Genomic DNA, 22,731 nt, shown 5'->3' on the forward strand with positions numbered 1-22,731 from the left:
CTCATTGTTATCAAATAACGATAAGTGATTAAATTTTGTGATAAGCTAAAATTTTATTGCATAGCAAAACTAGCCTATAAAGCTACTTTGTATAGCTAGCCCTAAGCATTAAATTTAATTAGCAAAAGTGTTAATTAAGAATTTAGATACAACTCGGTGGTTCTAAATGTTTTTCTGAAAGGTGCAAAATACACTGCATAAAGCTGTGTGCGCATTGATGTTTTGAATTTGTGTGATAGCGTGTAAAAAAATGCATATCGTTCACCATTACCGTTTTATCAATTTCGGTTTGTGAACTGAAAAAATGATGATTTAGACAGGTTCATTAACCGATAATGATGTGTTTAAATTTATCTCCCCCACATTTGGGGTGACCCGATTGAGTGTCCATATTTCTCCTGTAAATTGAACTCTTCACTTTATATTTCAACTTCCCTTCACCCTCGTTTTTAACTTCCATAATAGCTAAAAAAGGAAGAAAAGCTCAAAAGGCGGGCAATTTATACGCTTTTAAGAGAAAAAAGTCAACTCATAAAGAAAAAAGAAAGTAGTGATTGTTGGAAAACAGCACTTTTCGTCTTTTTCATACTCATTTTGATGCGCAATTAATACCGATTTTATCCAATATAAGATAAAATCGTAACACAATTAATTAATGAGAATATTTAAAATGGATATTTCTGAATTACTCCATGAAAATTGGTTCAATTTAATCACTATTTTTGTGCTTTCTTTAGTCACGTTTATTTATAAAAAACGTCCACAAAATGATGTTTTTGACAATATTATTAAATATGCTGATATTTTAGCAAAAACACCCCATCCCCAATATCAAACAGATTATTTAAATAATATCAAAAAGAAACTTATTTGGAACAAGGTTTGCTTTTATAAAGCGGGTAATGTTGATAAAGAAAATATTGCTATTTCGTTAATTAATGCTGACGTTCATAACCTTATAGAACTAACTCAATTGGATTTATTAACACAATATTTTAGTATTAAAAATAATAGCATAATACCAATAAAACCTTATTTAATTAAAGAAGTTATACTTAGCGGTGCAGCATTTACATTTGCCTTTATTGTGTTGTTATCTAATATAATTACGATCTTTAGTTCTTCTTGGATAATCAATGTTATGGTTGCTATTTTAACTATTTTTATCATCATCATAGCATTGTTTCGCTTTGCATTAGCACCAATAAAACGATTCAAAATTTATCTTTTAATTTTAAAAGATAACAGCTTTTTACAAAGAGCAAATAATGAATTGGCTAAAGTAATAAAAGATAAAAATAACACCTCAATGTTAGAAGAAACAACAGAATCAGAAAAATAACCAATCCATAACAATTCAATCGACAGGGTGAATTATAGTCATGACTTTTCATCCTGTTTTTTAGATAACAACTAATAGATAACAACTAAGCACGAATGTTTAATCTTGTGTTTTTTAACTGATTAACAAGATCTAATAGTGATGAATTGAGTTGATGCATGAATTGCTGATACGAAAATGCTTTTTTACTAATTTCATCCAATTGTAATTCCCAATGGGCTGTCATATCGGGCATGGACATTATATCGGGTAGCGATAAAATTAGGTTTTTACCTACCTCGGTTGAGCGTATTGTTTTACCTTGACGGGTTAAAAACTGTCGTTTGAATAACAATTCAATAATCCCTGCCCTAGTTGCTTCTGTGCCTAGTCCATCAGTTTCACGCAGTATTTTTTTTATTTCGGGATCTTTAACAAATCGAGCAATTCCCGTCATTGCCGACAATAGTGTTGCATCGGTAAACGGCCTTGGTGGTTGCGTTTCTTTGCTAACCAGTTCAGTATCAATACATTGCACTGTTTCGCCTTTTTTAACTAATTTAGTTAATAAACCATTACTTTCATTATCCTCGTTATTAGCTTCTATTTGGTTGTTTTTACTTCGAAACAAAACTTTCCAACCTTCATCAAGCATTTGGTTAGCTTTAGAAACAAATTTACCACCTTTGATATCAACATCAATTTGTAATTCAGCGTACTTGTAAGCGGGGTAAAATTGCGCTAAATATTGCGTTGCAATGGCTTGATAAACAGCTTTTTCGTTAACAGTTAGGTTATCCATTTTTGCTTTACGTAAAGTTGGAATAATAGCGTGGTGCACCTCTACTTTTTTGTCATTCCACGCTTTAGTGCGTAAAGTATAATCGGCATTACTAATTGCGGTTTGCAGTTCTGGACAATTATTTTCAATGGAAGATCTTATACCAGCAATCTGCTTTAAATGCTCTTCAGGCAAAAATCGACAATCTGATCTTGGATAAGTAATTAATTTGTGTTTTTCATATAACGATTGACAAACATCAAGCACATCTTGAGCACTCAGTCCATTTTTTTTAGCCATCTCAATTTGCAGTGCCGATAAATTAAATGGCATTGGCGGGGCAAGCTCTTTCTTTTTATTGCTGACTTTATCAATAGTTCCAGGTTGGTGGTTAATACGCTGACAAACGTTTTCGGCTAATTTTTTGACTAATACTCGCCCTTCTTCATCTTGATAAGGGGCACAAGCTTCGCTTGGTTGCCATTTGGCTTTGAAAATTTCATTATCTTTGGTTTGCAGAACAGCGAACACATCATAAAATGGCTTTGGTACAAATTGTGCTATTTCCAAATCACGCCTAACAACTAGCCCTAAAATAGGCGTTTGTACTCGCCCTATTGACAATACACCCCGATAACCGTTTTTTTGCCCAACAATAGTACAAAGTCGGCTCATATTGATACCATAAAGCCAATCGGCTCGTGCTCTTGCCAAGGCTGATGTAGACAAAGGGATAAAATCTTGGTTACTGCGTAATTGCTGTAATGACTTTTCAACAGCGCTAGCATTTAAATCACTAATCAAACAGCGCTTTATTGATTTGCGTTTATCTAGTGGTAATTGGCAATAATTTAAAACTTCATCAACCAACAACTGCCCTTCCCTATCCGGATCACCAGCATGCACAATTTGATCGGCCGATTTAATGAGATCCACCAAAATATTAAATTGTTTTTCTGTCGTATTTTTTGGCGTCAATATCCACTTTTCAGGCACAATGGGTAAATCGTTAATTACCCACTTTTTATATCGCTGATCATAAACTTCTGGGGTGGCTTGTTCAAGCAAGTGCCCAATACACCAGCTAACGACATCACCATTACTTGCTTTAATAAAACCATTACCTTTTTGATGAGGTTTTGGTAACACATCAGCAATGGCCCGAGCTAAACTGGGTTTTTCAGCAATAAATAAACGATAGGGCTGATTAGACTGCATAACAACAATTATTCATTAAAAATACTAAAAATTATAAACGCTTATTCGTTTTTTACAAAAAAGATTAGCCTAATTACCACCATTTTTTATATTTAAGCCAAATAACCGAAATAATACAAATAATAACAAGTAACAATATTAATCCAACAAAAGACCAACCTTCACCACTAAAAGGAATACCTGCTAAATTGACCCCAAGTAAACTGGTTAAAAACGTAATTGGTGTGAAAATAATGGTAAATAGTGACATTAAGTAAATTCGTTTATTGGTTGATTCGGCCAAAAAGCTATTAATCTGCTCCATAATTGAAGCTAACCGCAACAAACAGCTATCAATATCTGATACATAATGATTTTGTTGATAAGAAATATCATGCAACCTTTGACGATCATTATCGTCAATCCATGATATTCTTTCAGTCGAAATTTTTACAAAAATATCACGTTGTGGCGACAATAATCGGCGTAAAACGATCAATTGTTTACGAACTCGACCGATCTCTTTATAAGAAAAGATACGTTGATTTAATACAGAATCCTCTAGCTTAATAATTTTATTGTGGACACTATCAAAAGATAAGTTAACTTGATCACTTATTAAATCAGACATTTGAATCAACCAATCCGCCACATCCACAGGACCAATACCCTTTTCTAGATGATCTTTTAATTCAGCAATAGCAGAAATTTGTTGATGTCGAGTTGAAATGATCATGTTATCGGTAATAAAAAAACGGAAGGTAACAATAGGATCAGGAAGCTCATTGGGAATAAAATTAACGCCTTTTAATACTACTAAAACCCCCGAATCAAAACGGATTTCTTTGGATATTTGATTTGGCTTTACTAACTCAATTTTAATTAAATCAGGAATTAGGGGAGTGGTGTTTATCCAATTGACCGTTTCTTGTTTAGCAAAGTCTAAATGAATCCAAAAGGGTTGTGAAACAGAAGGAATGCTATGTTCATTAAGCGGTATAGCTTTGCCTTTACCATCTAATTGACAACAAAATGCTGGATTAGCCTCTAAAAGATGAGAAACAGAAATAACACTTTCACTATTTTGATTCGTCATTATAACCCCATTTGTTATGGTTTTTTTAAATTATATACTGAATTTAGATTAAAATGGAGCTACTAATTAGTGTTTATATTCTACCCTAAGGCATTAAATAAATTTGTGGAATACAAGAATTGTCAGGATGATGATAAATACCCAATTCCACACCATACCAACGCTCAACATTATCAGCGGTTAAAACGTCTTTAGGAGAGCCTTCCTCAACAATTTTTCCTTGATTAATTAATAGGATTTTGTCGGCATATAATGCTGCTAAATTAAGATCATGCAAAACACAACACACTGCTAATTTTTGTTTGCACGCAAGTTGTTTTAATAATCTTAAAGTCTGTTGCTGGTGATATAAATCAAGTGCAGAGGTCGGTTCATCTAAAAACAGCAATTTTTCGGTTGGCTTCGGTTGCCACAATTGTGCCAAAACTCTAGCTAACTGTACACGTTGCTGTTCCCCCCCTGACAAACTACGGTAATCACGCTCAGCTAGCTTTAGGCAATCAGTTTGTGACATTGTTTCCTGAACAGCTTGATTAAAATCGGCCTTGCCATAAGGAGAACGCCCCATTGCAACCACTTCCTTCACTTTGAAAGGAAAGGTCAAGTGGCTTTGTTGTAACATCACCGTTCTGACCTTAGATAACTGCTTTTCTGACCATTGTGATAACGGCTTATCAAATAAATAGCACTCTCCCGATGATGGTTTTTGGTACCCAGTTAACAAACGCAACAGTGTTGATTTACCTGCACCATTTGGTCCAATTATAATTATAATTTCACCAGCTTTTATCGTTAAAGACACATCATTAATTAAAGTGCGATTTGCATAACTAAAAGTCAAATGTTCAGCAGTTAACATAATCAGATTCCATCTATTATTTATGTTTTAAGATTAACCATAGAAAATAAGGACCACCAATCAAACTTGTAAAAAGCCCAACAGGGATTTCGGTAGGAGCGACTAACGTTCGTGCAAAAGTATCTGCAAGTAGCAACAAACAAGCACCACCCAGTGTAGAGGCAGGTAATAACCAACGATGATTTGCCCCTACTTGCAAGCGAATCATATGCGGAACAACTAAACCAACAAAAGCAATAATACCACTAACTGCGACCGAAGTTCCTATTAACACTGCACACAGTAATAACAGATAACGTTTTATTCGCTGTACATTAATACCTAAATAATGCGCATCTTCATCACCAAGTTGAAGAATATTAAGCTCATGAGACAATTTAAAAACACAAAACAGAGCAGGAATAATCAATGATACTGCAACTAAAACCAGATCCCACGACCCTTTACCCAAGTTACCCATCGACCACAACGAAATTTGCCGTAATTGGATTTCATCACCAATATAACTTAAGCATCCCATAATCGCACCAATAATGGCATTAATCGCCACGCCTAACAAAACCATTTTGGCCAAATTACATTGCGCATTTAAGCTATAAACATAAATCAACAGACAAATAAACAAACTACCAGTAAACGCAGCAACCATCTTACCGTAAAGCATCATAATAGGAGGAAAGACCGTAGGAAACAAAATCGATAATCCAACCATTAAAGATGCACCACTACTAATACCCAATAAACCTGAATCGGCCAATGGGTTTCTAAACAAACCTTGCATCACCGCCCCAGAGCTGGCTAACGCCATACCAACAATAACTGCTAACATAATGCGTGGCATACGAACATTAAGCCAAATATTCCACAAAGGATCATCAAATGGCTTACTTATTAAATGTGTGATAGACAACTTCAAAGCACCTAAATTGGCAGAAAACAAAACAAGTACCAAAAGTAGACCGATTAATCCCCATAACAACGAACGATGGCGATTGGAACGATGATCATTATTTTGCACCCACTAACCTCTTTTTTGTTTCGATTGATTCACGTCATGCCACCCATCAATAAGTCACATTCAAACTAGGATCAACAACACTATAAGCACGTTGTTCAAACTGATTTGTGGCGATTTTGTCAATAATTATTTTCGCTAAATCAATACGATAAACAAATCCATGAACTTCTTGTTGATAATAACACTCGGCATGTTGTGTCATTTCACCATCTCGCAAACCACCTGGTCTTAAAATAACAAAATTTAACGTACTGGTTTGCAACCATAGTTCAGCTAATGACTTTTCCCTTACAGCATTACCAAAAGCCTGTTTAGCTTTATCTGATAAAGTAGACCACGAATCGCCGCACCCTAACGAAGTAACTAAAACCATCTGCTTAATACCAACTTGCTCGGCACAATCAATAATGACGCGTTGTGCTTGATAGTTTCCTGTTTCGCCACCCAAGGTTGACACAATCGTAGCATCCGCTCTTGCTAACTCACATAACTGCTTTACAAGTGAAACATCGGTTGCATCGCCGACATAGCTTTCAACACCTTGACTTGATAATTGCTTGGCAAAATCATTATCTCGAACTAAAACAATATAGCGCCAATTAGGATAAATTTGCTTTGCTAACTGTAAAACTTGATAGCCCGTTCCAAGTTTTGAGCTTACCCCAAAAATCAATAATGTTTTCATAGTATTAACTTCTTAAAATCAATCAATTATTTTAGATAATGCTCTGAATTTTTCTAGTTGGTCAGCTTTTAATTGATGTTTTTCATCACGGCCAACAAAAATTTTAAACATTGCTTGCCCCTTATGATTAAGGAATATCATTGACGCTGTAGACATTTTCATAAATTTGCGTTCAATAAAAGCAATATATTGACAATGATCTGCTTTGATATGACCACTTAACCCTGTCTGATGACGTAAATTAAAATATTTTTGGCTATACGATCCCGGTGGCAATTCGCCCGAAATTTCAGCGATGACATCACCGGTATGCACTAAAAACAGCACTTCTCCCCAAGTTGTCACTTCATTCCAAATTGTATCAAAATGACAACCTTCAACGATTTTTGCATCTGGCAATGCTTGAATAACTTGTGTCAAAGTAACATGATGATCCTGAGCAATTTTTTCTAATAACTCTTCAGGGTTGGTTTGCATATAAGCTGCTAAGTTGGCTAAAAGTGATTGTTTATCTACCATAATAATTCCTTTAATGACTAAATGTTATGTGGATTTTTTACTGTTTTAACAGCAGAATGAGGCATTACAACTTGACCATGTTTTGATTGTTTTGATTGTTTTGCTTGTGCTATTTTTTGTTGTAATTGGATATATTCAGGGTTATTAAGTTGTAACAATAATTGTTGCAAGGCTTGCAAAATATTGCTTGACCAAAAACGACCCGATAACGTCAAAAGCATACAATAGCTTTTATTTTGCAAAAGCCCAACTTGATACCATTGATGAATCAAAGGATCAAACAATTGAAAATGTTCAGTTAGCTGAGTTAAATCAATACGCCCTTTTTCAATACCGGCTTGTAATTGATACAACCATTCACCTACCAACGGTTTCCCCGTTAGCATCATTATGGGTTTTCTTCCTTGATCGAGCTGCGCATAGTAGGTGTTCAAATCACGTTGTATCATAAACGATTGCCCGCCTAAGCGCCCACCAGCACAAGATCCAAAAGCAAAAAAATTTGAACCTTGCTTAATTAAAAAATTATACAAATTACGTTCGCGACTATTTTTTGCCCAATGCGCATTAGTCAAATGAACCCAACCTTGCTTAGCAAGAAACTCAGCGCCTTGATGGTAAAAGTCACACTTATCAGTGACAGACGGGATCTCGATACGTTTATTCTCAACGCCCTTAGCTAATGGCGTTGTCGGTAACAAATTTAGCGAATAAAGATCAACACCGTCTAATGGCAAATCGTTTGCAATATCTAAATCTCGCTGCCAAGTTTGCGTGGTTTGATTGGGTAAACCAAACATTAAATCACATACCAAAGCAACACTATCGCGCAATGCAATGCGCTCAAAGCGTTTAATAATTTGAGCTTCGTTTGATTCACGACCTAACCGCTGCCTAATTTCAGAATTAAACGTTTGCACTCCTATTGAAAACCGATTTGCACCAGCTTCAATATAACTATCAACCCGCTCATCATCAAAATCAGAAATGCGCCCTTCTACTGTAATTTCACAATCGGGAGCCAAAGGAGCATGTTGTTTAAAATAACGAATCACTCGTGCAATTTGCCCAGCGGCTAAAGCCGATGGCGTACCACCGCCAAAATAGATAGCATGAATAGGAGCTGATTGCATCGCTTTACTATGGATTTCTAGTGATATTTCTTTCAATAGATAATCAATATAAGTTTCGGTATTAAACTTCCTTAACGGATTTTGATAAAAACCACAAAATTGACAGTGAATATCACAAAAAGGAATATGAATATAAATTAATCTTTTTTTACCGACTAAAGCAGTATTTTGGATAACTTCCCATTGAGGCACAACATCTTGTGGAGATAAAGGTAAACTGGCTTGTAAAGGCATGACTGCCCAACGATTTTTAAAAGGTAACGCGGCGTTTTCTGCATAAAACGCACTAACATCTAATGATCTCATAACAACATTTCTTGAACAAATAATCTCCATAAATTAAATAATAATTATTATCATTTAGCAACATTTTTTATTAGTTATTTTTATAACCATTTGATATTTATATTGATAAATGTCTTATAAAAATAAAAAAAATCTTTAAAGATCAATTTAATTGTTCTTAATAAAGTAACAAAATGTAAATAAACACCATATTTTTTATTGATAATGATTATCATTTTAATTATAGTGATTGGTGTTTTTTTCAAAAACACAAGGATAGAGATTAACCAATGAAAAAAAATTTTATATTAAAAATCGGGCTATTTTTATTCATATTCGCCCTTAACAGCTTTAATAACAGTTTTGCCAATGAACGAATTGTAATTGCAGGGGGGGCATTAACTGAAATCGTCTTTGCCCTTGGTGCAGGTGATCAGATTGTGGGGGTTGACAAAACAAGTAGTTACCCTGATTCAGTAAAAAAACTCCCACAAATTGGCTATTGGAAATTACTCAATATTGAAGGGATCTTATCTCTAAAACCTACATTATTTATTACATTAAGCGATGTCGAACCGGATAACATAATCAGCCAAGTCAATCAAGCTAAAGTTGATGTACTATCGTTACAGCGTGTACCAGGTACACTTGATTTACTCTATACTAATATTGAAAAAATTGCTGACAAACTAAATAAACAAACTCAAGGGCAACAACTAATCAATAAAATCAAAACTAACATAACTAAAATTCAAGAAAAAACCAACAACCATCCTAATAAAGCAAAAGTGCTTTTTTTAATGAGCATGGGGGGGACTAATTCAGTCGCCGGTAAAAATACCACAGCTGATGCCCTAATCACCATCGCAGGAGGGGAAAATCTTGCCAAACATACCAGCTACAAAACTTATACCGCAGAATCTTTAATTGCTATGAATCCTGAAATTATCGTATTAAATAAATATTCAATTGAACAATTAGGCGGGATCGAAAAACTAAATACCATTGCGGGAATTACCGAAACATCAGCATTTAAAAATAATCGCATCATTACCATCGATGACAGCTACCTATTTGGTATAGGACCAAGAGTTGACGAAGTAGCGCAAATATTTTACCAACATTTTTACCCTAAATAATATTGGTGAAATGGTTTATAACATAATAATTATATTTGATTTATAACAATTTTAAGCGAAGCAATTGAAGCGTATTATTTAATTTATTATGTTTGAAAGGAATAAAATGCTTAACTTTACTCATTTAAAAAAAACTAGTGCATTAGCTTTTAGTTTATCCTTTGCCATGCCAACAATTGCAGCAGAAAATAATGACAATGAAAAATACAATGACGTCATGACAGTTACTGCGCACGAAGCAACAAAAAAGCCCGGCAGCAAAACGGAAATATCAGAACAAGATATCAGACGCGATGGTGGCACTAATTTTGGCACACTCATGCGTTATCAACCACTCATTTCGGCACCGGGCAACATTTCTGGCTCAGGCAGTGGCAAAAGTAGTTGGGATCGTGGAGGGTTTACAGGTTATAACATCCGTGGATTAGACGCCAACCGAGTTTCTATTGACATTGATGGCATGCCTTTACCCATCGCACAAGGACGCGTCAACTCAGTGGGTAGAGCTGGTTTTGGGACTTATGGTATTGGTCGCGATTATATAGATACCTACATGTACAACAACGTTGATATCCAATCAGGTGCAACATCGGTTAGTAACGCCAATAATGCATTAGGTGGTTCGGTATCATTCCAAACAAAAACTGCTAGCTACTATCTATATCCAGGTAAAACAAGTTACTTTGGTTACCAAAACAATTATGACAGTACTGATAGAAGTTACCATCAAGGACTAACTATGGCTGGTGGTGATGACGACTTAAATGGTATCTTAGTATTAAGCCGACGCGATGGTCAACAAGGCCGTAATCATGGCGACTCAATCAACAACTACCCAGAAAACTGGCACTCAAATTCACTATTAGCGGGTTTTGGTTGGCAAATAAATAGTGAACACCTTTTCAATACTACTATTGATTACAACACAAAAACAAAAAATGCTCATTACAACACATGGGATAAATACGGCAAAAAAATTGAATCTCTTGATCACCAAAAAAGCAAAAATAATCGCTTTAATCTAGCCTTCAAAGATCAATGGAAACCAACTAACATTAGCTGGATTGATACCCTAACGACTCAAATCAACTACCAACAAACTCACGTTTACGATAACACAGACCTAAAACATATATCTAGAGGCAATTTCAACACACAAACACACTACAACACAAAAACCTACAACTTCATCACCACCTTACTAAAAAGCTATGACAACCAAAAAATCAGCGCAGGCTTAAATGCAAAATGGGGCAAAGACGAATCACCATTTTATACATCAGCAAAATCACAATATGGAAATTTCTTCCCTGATGGTGATTACACAAAACCACAAGCAGACAGCCGTAGTTATCAACTAGGTGGATTTATTGAAGACCGTATTAGTTTTAATATCAACAGCAGCAACAACTTTTATTTAGTTCCGAGTGCAAGAGCAATATACCAAAACACAAAACCTCAACATCTTGAAAACATGAGCGTAACTAATATCAACGCAAACCAACTTGGCAAACAGTACAGCAGCAACAGTGACTTCAAAATCCTACCATCGCTGTCATTCATGTACGACATTACCCCCAACTTCACCACTTACTTACAATACAAACGTGGTGCACAAATGCCAAATCAAAACCAATTATATGGCTCATATTTAGCACATAGCCAAATGTATGTACTTGTGGGGGATTCAAATCTAAAAACTGAAACCAGCGATAACTTTGAACTAGGCCTAAAAGGACAACCGACAGCGGGCATTACATTATCGACAGCGGCTTTTTATAATAAATACAAAAACTTTATTGCTTATTCTCGTTACAAAAAAAACTTTGTAGGAGTCGGTAACCGAATCGTCTACCAATCTGAAAACCGAGATAAAGCCTACATTTACGGTGCAGAACTAAGTAGCGAATTTAACATCGGAACGTGGTTTGAATCAGTCAATGGCTTAAGTGCAAGATTTGCCATCGGCTACAACCAAGGCAAATCAAAATCAAGTTATTTGGGCGACAAATACATTGAAATGGACACCATAGCGCCATTAAAAAGCACTATTGGACTCGCATGGGATGACCCTAACCAATACTACGGTTTTGCATTGACAACAACATTCCAAAAAGGCAAAAAAACTGACGGTACAACTCGTGAAACATATAACAACGATGGTAAACCAATTAAAGACTCAACTGATGATTATTTTAGAATTGCAGGCCATGGAATTATTGATTTAACGGGTTATGTTAATATCACTAAAAACGTAAAATTAAGTGGTGGTATTTATAACCTTACCGATCAAAAATACTGGGATTACCTGAGCAATAATAAATTATACAAAACATCAAATTATAAATACCTAGAAATGTTTACCGCACCAGGTAGGACATTCCAATTAGGGATGGATATTGATTTTTAATCGCAAATTAAAGACACGGTATTTTTTGAGACTAACCCGCTTAAGCGGGTTATTTTTTATAAAAAGAAGCTAGGGATTAACAGCTATAAAAAACATCAATAAAATCAATCCTCATCCAAAATTTTATCAGAACAATAAATAAGATCGACACTATAATTTCAGACATTTTAATTTTACCCTAAAAATCAGTCAGGAAAGGCATTGATTTTATTAAAGTTTTTATTTTAATGTTTTTTACAAAAAACTCACTCAAACCAAATCATTGATGCCATCCTACCCGTTTTGCTTTCCCGACGGTATGAATAACCGCCAACGTAACTACCCACGCTACATGTGGTAGTTATTCAGTAAATCAAATACTCTACCACTTTGTAACACGGTTAATGATTGAGTTTTGAGCTTGGCGAATGTTCACAGGTGGACTATTTTTCCCGATAATCCACAACTGCTCAGCATTCGCTAGCTCATCCCTCGCCTAACATAATTTCATTGGAAATTACCCACCAAAGGATTAGCCTAACATCTTGCGACGAAAGACCAGTTAGAAGTCTGCACCCTTTCGAGTTAGGTCATGTTTCATACCCTATATTGACCATTACAGCCAATCATTCGCTTTCTCTAACCTCCCTTACCTGCACATTCATCAGCATCACTTACGCTTTGCCTGCCAACCTCAATCTTTGCACTCTATATATAATATCGATTGCTGAATTGTGGACGGCAAACGTACAGGCTTACCAAGTTCCATTATTATCACACGAGTAGTTAAGATGTAGACTGTTCGCCGATAGTCTTTTTGATGACGTATTCCCACGATAAACAGGAATATCCGACTATATTACCTTTTGGTCAAAGCCTATCAGTAGTTTTGGCTTTTTCAGCATTACGACGTTTATTATCTATTCACTTACGTTCATCTTTCTACTCAGTCTAGCCCCTCATGACATACTACTTGCCATTACTTAATGTTACCTCACAGTACGCATTAACCTTGCTATTCCTCAAGGGGGTACATTGTCAGGAAGCTCCGCACCAGACCGTTGCCAGTCTCGCACTATCCCTAGACTACTGTTAGCCATATAACAGGTTGAACTCTCATTCTTGTATAATGTTGCTACAATCCTGATTCAACAATGATAATAATAGCTTTTGCACTTATCACTACACACACTTCATCAATTTCAGCTTAAACTATATGCTGATTGGAATTCTCTCCTCTCCTTCCACGATTACAATAATATCTATTGCATCCTGTTGGAAAGTACCAGAATTTATCAGATGTGTTTAAATTGAATTGTAAAAAGAGAGTTAGTTCTCTATAATAGTTGAGGTATCTCAACTAGATTATATTACCAACTGTACCTTTGGAGGGTTATATACACAGTATCCTTTCGGACACTATATATAATGTCCTACTTAGATACTGTGTAGAGACACTTAGGGCTTTTGACCCTAAGTATCCACCTAAAATATTGATAAAAATCAATAAGTTAGGTGTGGTAAGCACGACCCTTGTCGCACTTATCGTTTGCTGAACTGTGGACGACGACGAGCTTTTCGTAGACCCACTTTTTTACGTTCAACTTGACGTGCATCACGAGTAACGAAGCCTGCTTGACGCAATACTGAGCGTAAGGTTTCGTCATATTCCATTAACGCACGAGTAATACCGTGACGAATAGCACCAGCTTGACCTGAAATACCACCACCTTTAACAGTGATGTAAAGATCAAGTTTGTCAGTCATTTCTACTAACTCTAATGGTTGCATAACAACCATACGAGCAGTATCACGACCAAAGTATTGCTCTAATGAACGTTTGTTAATAACGATGTTACCACTACCTGGTTTGATAAACACACGAGCAGCGGAACTTTTGCGGCGACCTGTACCGTAATATTGATTATCAGCCATCTTCTATCCCCTTAAATATCTAATACTTGCGGTTGTTGTGCCGCATGATTGTGCTCATTACCAGCATAAACTTTTAGTTTACGGTACATTGCACGACCAAGAGGACCTTTCGGTAACATGCCTTTTACAGCAATTTCGATGACTTGTTCAGGATGACGTTCAATCATTTCTTTAAAAGTCGCTTCTTTAAGTCCACCAATGTAACCAGTATGACGATAATAAATTTTATCAGTGCGTTTTTTGCCTGTTACAGCAACTTTTTCTGCATTGATAACGATAATATAATCACCTGTATCAACATGTGGTGTATATTCTGCTTTGTGTTTACCACGCAAACGGCTTGCGATTTCAGTAGCTAAACGACCTAACGTTTTACCTGCTGCATCAACAACATACCAGTCGCGTTTAACTGTTTCTGGTTTAGCTGAAAAAGTACTCATTCGTAATTATCCAATTTTAAATTAATCTCACGTTAATAAATCATTTTGATTTATTTACACTTTTTGATTGTATCTATTAACCAACTCACCCCTTCGAGTGGTTATATTAATATCGACAACCGCAAACAACGTTGGGAAAAACATTGTCGTAACGTGGGTTGCGATATTATACAGAAATAATATAAAAGCGCTAGAGTAAAAAAGAAAAAATCATAGCGAGAAGGGACGCTTGCTGATAAACTAAAAAATAATATTGAATGACAGAATATTTTAATAAATGAACAATACAATTCAACTTTCAGAAGAAGATTATATTAGCAGAGGATTGCATCGAAAATGTTATCATTATCCGAATGATCCAAGTAAGTGTATCAAAGTAAATTATAATGTTGGTGCCGACGAGGAAACAAATCGAGAAATTTCCTATTATAAACATCTAATTAGACGAAACGTTTCATTTGATGCGCTAGCAAAATATTACGGTCCAGTTTCAACGAGTTATGGTAAAGGTCATGCTTTTGAACTTATTCGGGATTATAATGGTGAAATAGCTATACCGCTTGAAAGATACCTCGCTGATGAAAAATTAACTATGCAATATTATGATGGTTTAGTGCTTGCTTTAAAAACGCTAAAATCAGCTTTATTAAAAGACCGCATTATTACAATGACAATAAAAAGCAAAAATATTTTATTTCAACACTTAAGTACTCAAAAAAGCCGATTAGTTATTATCGATAATATTGGTAACTCAACCTTAATTCCAATTGCCAATTACATTCCATTTTTTGCTAAAGCTAAAATTGAACGAACTTGGCAACGTTTTTTAATATCAATAATTAAAGAAAATAGCGACAACCAATTGATCACACGTTTAGTTGACGATCTGAATCAATAATTCGAAATTGTGCAATAACACCGTTCGCTTTATCAGGCCTATTTTTTAAGGTAAATAGGCCATGATGCAATTTGGCAATACGATTAACAATACTTAAGCCAAGCCCGATACCATTATGCTTACGATCCATACGAAAGAAGGCTTGGGTCAATTGTTCGCTTTTAGATTCATCGATCCCTTTACCATCATCTTCGACCGTAATAACAATGTCTTTTTTGTCTTGATAACAACTTACCATAATTTTGGTGTTATCTGGACTGTAACGATAACTATTTTCGACTAAATTACGCACTAATAGCCTTATCAAAGTCACATCACCATTAAAAACAAGATTTTTATTAACCATATACCATTCAAGGCGTTGCTGTTTTTTTGAGGTTAATTCTGTTAGCTCGTCGGATAACGGAATCATAATATCATTATAAAAATTAATATGTTGATATTGTCCTATTGTAAATTTTTGACTAGCTCGTGCAAGCATTAATAGTTGTTCGACAGTATTAACTAAACGATCTATACGACTAATTAATTCACAACAATCAATATTATGTTTATTTTCTAATAATTCTAAATGCAAACGGATACCCGCTAAAGGTGTTCGCATTTCGTGAGCCACATCAGCGGTAAAAAGACGTTCTTGAGATAATGTATTATTCAATCTAACAAAAAGGTTATTTAATACTGACGTAATCGATTTAATCTCACGCATATCACTAATTGGTGCAATGGGGTTTAGGTTTTGTTCGGTACGCTGATTAAGATCTTTTTCTAAAATTTCGAGAGGTTTTGTTATTCGTTTGATGGCTTGGTATGCTAAAAAGAGTGTTACTAACATCATTGAAAACGCAGAGCAAAATAAAACAAAAATGGCTTCTAGCTCTTCTTGTTCAACAACTTCATCAATTTTATTTTGACTTAGAGTTAAATTAACCAATGCATCAATTTGTTCTTTACTTTCATGCCATAGCCAAAAAACAGTAATAATCTGACAAACCAACATAATAAAACCTAAAGTAAAAAAGAGGTTCCAACGAATGCTATGACGTATATTATTGAGTGATTTTGAAATCATAATCTAATTGTCTAATTTAAACTAATTTTAAATTAATCGGCTTATCAACATCCATCATTAAGTTGATAACCATATCCTCGTACTGTACGAATAAAATTTTTACCTAATTTATTACGTAATCCATGAATATAAACTTCTAAAACATTCGAACTTGGATCACTTTGCCAATCATAAAGATCATTTTGTAATAAATCTCGGTGTACCTTTTCGCCAGCTTTTAGCATTAATCGAGACAATACAATAAACTCTTTGGGAGTCAATACTACTTTTTGATTATTAAGCATTACGTTTTGATGTTTAATGTCAATAGTAATCGGGCCATAGCTAATAAGATTATCAGCAGTACCTTGATCTCGACGAATTAATGCTCTTACTCTAGCTAATAATTCGGCTAAAACAAAAGGTTTAATTAAATAATCATCGGCACCATTATCTAAACCATCTACTCTATCTTCAATCGTATCGCGAGCAGTTAAAACCAGTACAGGAGTTGATATGTTATTTTTTCGCCAGCGGATTAACAGTTCCAGTCCATCACAATCTGGTAAACCTAAATCTAAAATAATTAAACTAAATTTCCCAAATTGAATATATTCTTCAGCCTGCTTGCCATTTGAAGCAACTTCACAGACATAACCGCTTGATGTGATACCATCATACAACCCTTTTTGTAGCAAGCTATCATCTTCGACAATTAATATCTTCATTGTTCAGCCACCCTAATGTGGATGTTAAAACTTTCGTTACCTATTATATACTTTATATATCTAAAGTGTAGAAAAGCAGTGAATTGCTTATCCTTCAATGATTAAAATGATCTATTAAAAACTAATAAGACATTTTTGTATATGTTATTTAAAATGAAATAACTTTAATTTTGGTAAAATCGAAACCGCAAAATCAAGTGATGCACAGATAATAAAATAAACAACAATCACAAACAAAAATATCTCCGTTGGATAAACCATACTACGATTATTAATTTGTGTTGCAATAAAAGTAAATTCTGCCACTCCAACAATATAGGCTAACGACGTATCTTTAATGATTGAAACCCATTGATTAACAAAAGAAGGCAACATCATTTTAAGAGCTTGAGGTAAAATGATAAATAAAATAACTTGTTTTTTAGTCAACCCCAATGAAAACGCTGCTTGCCACTGTCCTTTAGCCACAGCAATCATGCCAGCATGAACTGAATGACCAATATAAGCAGCACCAATAAGTGATAATGCAAAAACTACAGTTGCAATAGCGGGGACATCAATATTGAGTAATACAGGCAAAAGAAAATAAGTCCAAAAAATAAGCATAACAACGGGAATTGCTCTTAAAAAACCAAGCACAGCTACTAACAAATGATGCATTCCCCCTTTAAAAACCGTTAGCCCCACTCCGGCTAAAATACCTAAAAAGGTTGAAAATAGAATGGCAATAAGACTCATTAACAATGTTAAAAACATGCCACCCGGAAAGTTACCCCACATCATATAACTTAAATTATTATAAATAACTTCTAACCCTTTAAGCTCCATAAGTGGTTACACCTTACCTATTTGTAATCGTTTTGCTTGATAAATATTACCTAAAGTACCAACAATAATAATGGCTAAAATATACAATAAAGTAGCAATGGCAAAGTCTTGAAAAGTTTTTAATGATTCGGTTTCAACTTGACGCGATACATAAGAAAGCTCTAACACACCAATAGCCATTGTTAATGACGAATTTTTGATGATATTCATGTACTGACCAATTAAAGGCGGAAAGGCAATACGAAAGCTTTGCGGTAAAATAACAAATCGCATACTTTGCCACCAAGTTAAACCTAAAGCTAATGATGCATGTTCTTGCCCTCGCCTAACGCCAGCAATGCCAGCTTTAAACTCTTCAGCAATAAACGCACTTGAATAACACGTCAATCCAACTAAACCAATAATAAACTCAAACGATGGCATTTTCAGTGAAAAAAAGAACAACCAAATTTGCGGTTCATCGAATAACCATAATTTAAATTCAACAGGTAATAAATTACCCACGCCAAAATACCAAAAAAAGAGCTGTGGCAATAATGGAGAATAACGAAAAATTGCGTTATACCCCATTACGATGATTTTAATAATTTTAATTTTACTTTGTTGAGCAATAACCAGTAAAAAACCCAATAATGTTGAAAAAATAATAGTAAGTAATGAGATAGCTAACGTAACTAAAAAACCATCCCATAACCACCACAGGTAACGGGGCTCAAGTAATTGCTCGTACATAACGCTTACTGACCTTTACCTATTTTAAAATCACCACGAGGCATTGCCGATGTAGTATCAGGTCCAAACCAACGGTTATAAATGGTTAATGCATCACCCTTTTCTTCAAGCGTTAATAAAATCTGATTCACCTTTTCTTTTAAGCGAACCTCCCCTTTTGGGATACCCACGGCTTGATATTCTTGGGTAATACTAAATGGCGAAATTTCAAATGCGGCACGTTGTTCTTCTGGCACATTAGCCAATAAACCAATTAATTTAGCATCATCTTGAGTAATTGCTTGCACAACACCATTACGTAATGCCGCAAAGGCAAATGGTGTATCATCATAAGAAATCACTTTTGCTGTTGGGTATTTTTCACGTAGTGTAATTTCCATAACCGTACCTTTGTCAGCACCTATACGGAGTTTTTTTAAATCATCCGGTGATTTTAAAACGCCTTTTTTTGCGATAAATTTTTGACCAGTTGCAAAATAAGGCAAACTAAAATCAACGGTTTTTGCTCTTTCATCTGTAACAGTAAAATTGGCGACAATTAAATCGGCTTTTTGAGATGTTAATAATGGGATTCGATTGGCTGGATTGGTTGGAACTAAGTCAACTTTAACGTTGAGGGCTTTGCCGATTTCATTTGCATAATCGACATCAAGACCAACAACTTTATTGGTTTTTTCGTCAACATAACCAAATGGTGGGTTACTATCAAACACGGCTATTTTGATTTCGCCTCGTTTTTCAATGTCATCAAGGCGATCTGCATAAGCAGAATTTACCCCTAACAAACTACTTATTAATGCGACCACTGTTAGTGATTTAGTCAACAATTTCATCCTGATTCTCCCTAATAAAGGTTATGTTATTTTCAGTTAAAGTCTAACAACAAAGAATCAAATGAATAAATAACAAATACTCACATACTTATAACTTAAAGTTATATAGATTATTCCGTTATCTCACTATCTACAAAAAAGTAAGCGATTTCCCTTTCTGCTGATTGTAGAGAGTCTGAACCATGTACGGAATTTTCGGTTGCGTTATCTGCAAAATCAGCCCGCAAAGTGCCAACAGTGGCTTTAGACAAATCAGAAGACCCCATTAGCTCCCGATAACGCTTAACAGCATTGTCACCTTCAAGAACCAAAACAACAATAGGACCAGATATCATAAAATTAACCAATTTTTCAAAAAACGGTTTTTCTTGATGCTCGGCATAAAAGCCTCCTGCTTGTTTTGGCGTTAATGTAAGCATTTTTAGCGCAACAATATTAAGTTTTGCTTGTTTGATACGCATGATTATTTCACCAATCAACTGCTTCTTAACCGCATTGGGTTTGATGATAGATAATGTTCGTTCAATAGCCATATACTTGCTCCTAACTAATCAAGGGTAAATGTCATTCGTAAAATTTGCCCACTTTGATCTAATAACAATAAATGGTGTATACCCTTTTGGCTTACTGTTAGGGCAACTTTTTGATCATCATCGCTGTGCTCAAAAAGCTTACCATCTAAAAACCACCATTTTTCACCTATTCCCCCTTGTGGGGTTAAATCAATAGTAACATCTTGTTGCCCGGATAATCGTTTTACCCATTGTTTATCTCGCAAACCAATAATATCGAGTGGCGAAAAAGCATCTTTACCAAAAACAGGGCAATACTTATCAACCTCAGGAAGTAAAGATTGCCTGCGCTCTTTTGGTAACAACCAATTTTCTAACGCGATGGGCCACAACGCAATCAGTTTTTTATGCGCATTATTACAATCAGCCGATACACGTTTTCCTGCATCATTAACCCAAATAGTGATCCACCCTGACCGATAGACATTGTTATTAAGCGCTGTAAGTGTATCAAGCGTAGGGGGAACCATTTTATTAAATATCCAAGCATTTTTCTGGCGGTGACAGTTTTCATCATTTGCTGGCAGAATTTGTCCTGATGGCCAACAGATTTTTTGTAAAGTAACACTAGCTGGTTTAGTTATAACAGGTAATGGGCGGTTCATTCGTCGCTCTTTATTTAATAATAACGAACTAACTTGTTGCAAAATTGGCACGGCGGTAATACTACCATATTGACCAACAACAGGTGTGCCATCTGGACGTCCCACCCAAACACCAATTAAATAACGAGGGTTCATGCCAACCGCCCAAGCATCACGATAACCATAGCTAGTTCCTGTTTTATAAACAAGTTGATGACTATTAACAAGCATCTGTCTTGTGATCCATGCACTACCATCACTAATAAATGGTTTACTTAACAGAGGTTCGTTTTGTACAAAACGTAAAGGACTAACTTGCCCATGGCGAGCAAAAGCACTATAGGCACTAACCAAGTTATCCATTCTCAACGACGCACCGCCTAATATATACGATATATTAGGTGTATTACCGTTAGACTCAAGCGGTAAACCAATGCCGGCAAGTTTGCCGGCAAATCGTTTAGAGCCATAAAGTTCAATTAACTGAACCGCGGGTAAATTTAATGAGTTTTTTAATGCCTCTGAAGCACTGATTGGTCCATAAAAATCTTCATCAAAATTTGTAGGTCGATAATCAGAACTAATTCGTGGCGTATCTTGCAATAACGACTCAGAATGAATCATACCTTCATCAATCGCGAGTGCATACATAAAAGGCTTTAACGTTGACCCAGGCGATCGCAGTGCGCTTATCATATCAACCTGACCAAATCGCTCCTTATTATTAAAATCAACCGAACCAACATACCCTTTTACCGACATATCGGTATGATCCACAACCAAAATAGCCAATGACGTTTTGGGTGGTAACTGATTTTTACGATTACTAGCAATATCTTCAAGACTATATTGCAAAGATAGATCGATATTTGAATGAATAATATCTTCATTTGGGTATTGCTGACTTAAACGTCGAGCTAACAATGGAGCAAGTTGTGGCTTTTTACGAGGATAAACCCAAACATCTTCTTTTTGAACTTGCTCTATAATATCGGGTGACCAAACTTGATATTGAGCTAACCTTGCTAAAACCTTATCTCGAGCCTGTTTAGCTCGTTGAGGATATCTATCTGGACGCAAACGGCTTGGTGCTTGTGGCAATACAGCCAATAACACAGCCTCGCTACGCGTTAATGCTTTTGGTTCTTTACCAAAATACGACCAACTCGCCGCACCTAAGCCCTCGATAGTGCCACCGAATGGGGCACGATTAATATATAAAGTTAAAATTTCATCTTTCGTAAAATGCAACTCAAGTTGCAACGTTCGAAATATCTGCTTTAACTTACCTATTACCGTACGATCATGCGGATAGAGCAACCTTGCAACTTGCATCGAAATAGTGCTCCCTCCCGAAATAATCCGCCTATTGGTAATATTTTGCCAAGCGGCTCTCAATAAAGAAGCTGGATTAATACCAAAGTGCTCATAAAAATGACGGTCTTCATAATTTAACAATACATCAAGATAATCATTAGGAACTTCATCTAATTTGATAGGATACCGCCAAACACCATTTTCATCAGCAAAACGCCAAAGAGGTGTACCATCTTCGGCAAGAATGGTTTGAGTGGTTTTAGTGTTTGTGATAGAAAGCGGAAAAAAATGATCGGCAACAAAAAAGCCACCTAATAATAAAAGGATGCAAAAAAACAAGAAAGCCAGAATATTACGCAGGCGCTTTTTCATTTTATTAAAATTCAAATAG

General features: G+C 35.4%; 19 protein-coding genes and 1 pseudogene. 4 read left to right on the top strand and 16 right to left on the bottom strand.

Going from position 1 to position 22,731, the window contains the following annotated elements; all coding sequences use genetic code 11:
* The first annotated feature begins 670 nt into the window (after positions 1-670).
* A complete protein-coding gene (locus GQ594_RS04315) occupies positions 671-1,342 on the top strand; it encodes a hypothetical protein (RefSeq protein WP_160411634.1) in 672 nt (223 codons plus the stop codon).
* Positions 1,343-1,427: 85 nt separating this feature from the next.
* Here the strand turns inward: GQ594_RS04315 and GQ594_RS04320 are convergent, their stop codons facing one another.
* From GQ594_RS04320 to hutW, 7 genes and pseudogenes are all read right to left on the bottom strand, one after another.
* Positions 1,428-3,320 carry a DNA topoisomerase III gene (locus GQ594_RS04320; RefSeq protein ID WP_160411633.1) on the bottom strand — a complete coding sequence of 631 codons (1,893 nt, stop codon included), beginning with the start codon at positions 3,318-3,320 and terminating at the stop codon, positions 1,428-1,430.
* 73 nt (positions 3,321-3,393) lie between these two features.
* Positions 3,394-4,395, bottom strand: coding sequence for a zinc transporter ZntB (gene zntB, locus GQ594_RS04325; protein ID WP_160399981.1), 1,002 nt, complete (start codon positions 4,393-4,395; stop codon positions 3,394-3,396).
* A gap of 85 nt (positions 4,396-4,480) precedes the next feature.
* Positions 4,481-5,278, bottom strand: a complete 798-nt coding sequence (locus GQ594_RS04330; RefSeq protein ID WP_442903576.1) for a heme ABC transporter ATP-binding protein — start codon at positions 5,276-5,278, stop codon at positions 4,481-4,483.
* Positions 5,271-6,272: a FecCD family ABC transporter permease gene (locus GQ594_RS04335; RefSeq protein ID WP_337189479.1), complete on the bottom strand. Its 1,002-nt coding sequence runs from the start codon at positions 6,270-6,272 to the stop codon at positions 5,271-5,273. The genes GQ594_RS04330 and GQ594_RS04335 overlap by 8 nt, the downstream gene beginning before the upstream one ends.
* 46 nt (positions 6,273-6,318) lie before the next feature.
* Complete coding sequence (locus tag GQ594_RS04340) at positions 6,319-6,957, bottom strand: NAD(P)H-binding protein (RefSeq protein WP_160411632.1); 639 nt, start codon at positions 6,955-6,957, stop codon at positions 6,319-6,321.
* A gap of 18 nt (positions 6,958-6,975) precedes the next feature.
* Complete coding sequence (hutX, locus tag GQ594_RS04345; protein ID WP_160411631.1) at positions 6,976-7,476, bottom strand: heme utilization cystosolic carrier protein HutX; 501 nt, start codon at positions 7,474-7,476, stop codon at positions 6,976-6,978.
* Positions 7,477-7,610: 134 nt separating this feature from the next.
* Positions 7,611-8,915, bottom strand: a pseudogene (gene hutW / locus GQ594_RS04350) (heme anaerobic degradation radical SAM methyltransferase ChuW/HutW); the annotation flags it as partial.
* A gap of 269 nt (positions 8,916-9,184) precedes the next feature.
* Between hutW and GQ594_RS04355 the strand changes: the two are divergent.
* Positions 9,185-10,033: a heme/hemin ABC transporter substrate-binding protein gene (locus GQ594_RS04355; RefSeq protein WP_160411629.1), complete on the top strand. Its 849-nt coding sequence runs from the start codon at positions 9,185-9,187 to the stop codon at positions 10,031-10,033.
* 106 nt (positions 10,034-10,139) lie between these two features.
* A complete protein-coding gene (locus GQ594_RS04360) occupies positions 10,140-12,443 on the top strand; it encodes a TonB-dependent receptor domain-containing protein (protein ID WP_160411628.1) in 2,304 nt (767 codons plus the stop codon).
* Positions 12,444-13,964: 1,521 nt separating this feature from the next.
* On the opposite strand, the gene rpsI is transcribed toward GQ594_RS04360, so the two are convergent.
* Both rpsI and rplM read right to left on the bottom strand, forming a co-directional pair.
* Complete coding sequence (rpsI, locus tag GQ594_RS04365) at positions 13,965-14,357, bottom strand: 30S ribosomal protein S9 (RefSeq protein ID WP_160411627.1); 393 nt, start codon at positions 14,355-14,357, stop codon at positions 13,965-13,967.
* 11 nt (positions 14,358-14,368) lie between these two features.
* Positions 14,369-14,797: a 50S ribosomal protein L13 gene (gene rplM / locus GQ594_RS04370; RefSeq protein WP_065566227.1), complete on the bottom strand. Its 429-nt coding sequence runs from the start codon at positions 14,795-14,797 to the stop codon at positions 14,369-14,371.
* 277 nt (positions 14,798-15,074) lie between these two features.
* On the opposite strand from rplM, the gene GQ594_RS04375 reads away from it, so the two are divergent.
* Positions 15,075-15,695 (top strand): YrbL family protein, encoded by a 621-nt coding sequence (locus GQ594_RS04375; protein WP_160411626.1) that lies wholly within the window; start codon positions 15,075-15,077, stop codon positions 15,693-15,695.
* On the opposite strand, the gene pmrB is transcribed toward GQ594_RS04375, so the two are convergent.
* The 7 genes from pmrB to pbpC form a co-directional block, all read right to left on the bottom strand.
* Positions 15,664-16,695 (bottom strand): two-component system sensor histidine kinase PmrB, encoded by a 1,032-nt coding sequence (gene pmrB / locus GQ594_RS04380; protein WP_237398470.1) that lies wholly within the window; start codon positions 16,693-16,695, stop codon positions 15,664-15,666. The two genes, GQ594_RS04375 and pmrB, sit on opposite strands and share 32 nt — an antisense overlap.
* A gap of 116 nt (positions 16,696-16,811) precedes the next feature.
* Positions 16,812-17,474: a two-component system response regulator PmrA gene (pmrA, locus tag GQ594_RS04385; protein ID WP_160411625.1), complete on the bottom strand. Its 663-nt coding sequence runs from the start codon at positions 17,472-17,474 to the stop codon at positions 16,812-16,814.
* 144 nt (positions 17,475-17,618) lie between these two features.
* Positions 17,619-18,302 carry an amino acid ABC transporter permease gene (locus GQ594_RS04390; protein WP_160400011.1) on the bottom strand — a complete coding sequence of 228 codons (684 nt, stop codon included), beginning with the start codon at positions 18,300-18,302 and terminating at the stop codon, positions 17,619-17,621.
* Between the two features lie 6 nt (positions 18,303-18,308).
* The gene (locus tag GQ594_RS04395) at positions 18,309-19,034 is read right to left on the bottom strand and encodes an amino acid ABC transporter permease (RefSeq protein WP_160411624.1); all 726 of its coding nucleotides are present in this window, start codon (positions 19,032-19,034) and stop codon (positions 18,309-18,311) included.
* A 5-nt stretch (positions 19,035-19,039) separates the two neighbouring features.
* Entirely contained in the window at positions 19,040-19,873 is an 834-nt protein-coding gene (locus GQ594_RS04400; protein WP_442903526.1) for an ABC transporter substrate-binding protein, read from the bottom strand.
* A 104-nt stretch (positions 19,874-19,977) separates the two neighbouring features.
* Positions 19,978-20,400, bottom strand: a complete 423-nt coding sequence (ndk, locus tag GQ594_RS04405; RefSeq protein ID WP_160400014.1) for a nucleoside-diphosphate kinase — start codon at positions 20,398-20,400, stop codon at positions 19,978-19,980.
* 14 nt (positions 20,401-20,414) lie between these two features.
* On the bottom strand, positions 20,415-22,712 hold the full coding sequence (gene pbpC / locus GQ594_RS04410; RefSeq protein WP_160411622.1) for a penicillin-binding protein 1C: 2,298 nt from the start codon (positions 22,710-22,712) through the stop codon (positions 20,415-20,417).
* Positions 22,713-22,731: the final 19 nt, after the last annotated feature.

This window comes from Gilliamella sp. Pra-s52 (assembly GCF_009795805.1).
GTDB lineage: Bacteria > Pseudomonadota > Gammaproteobacteria > Enterobacterales > Orbaceae > Gilliamella.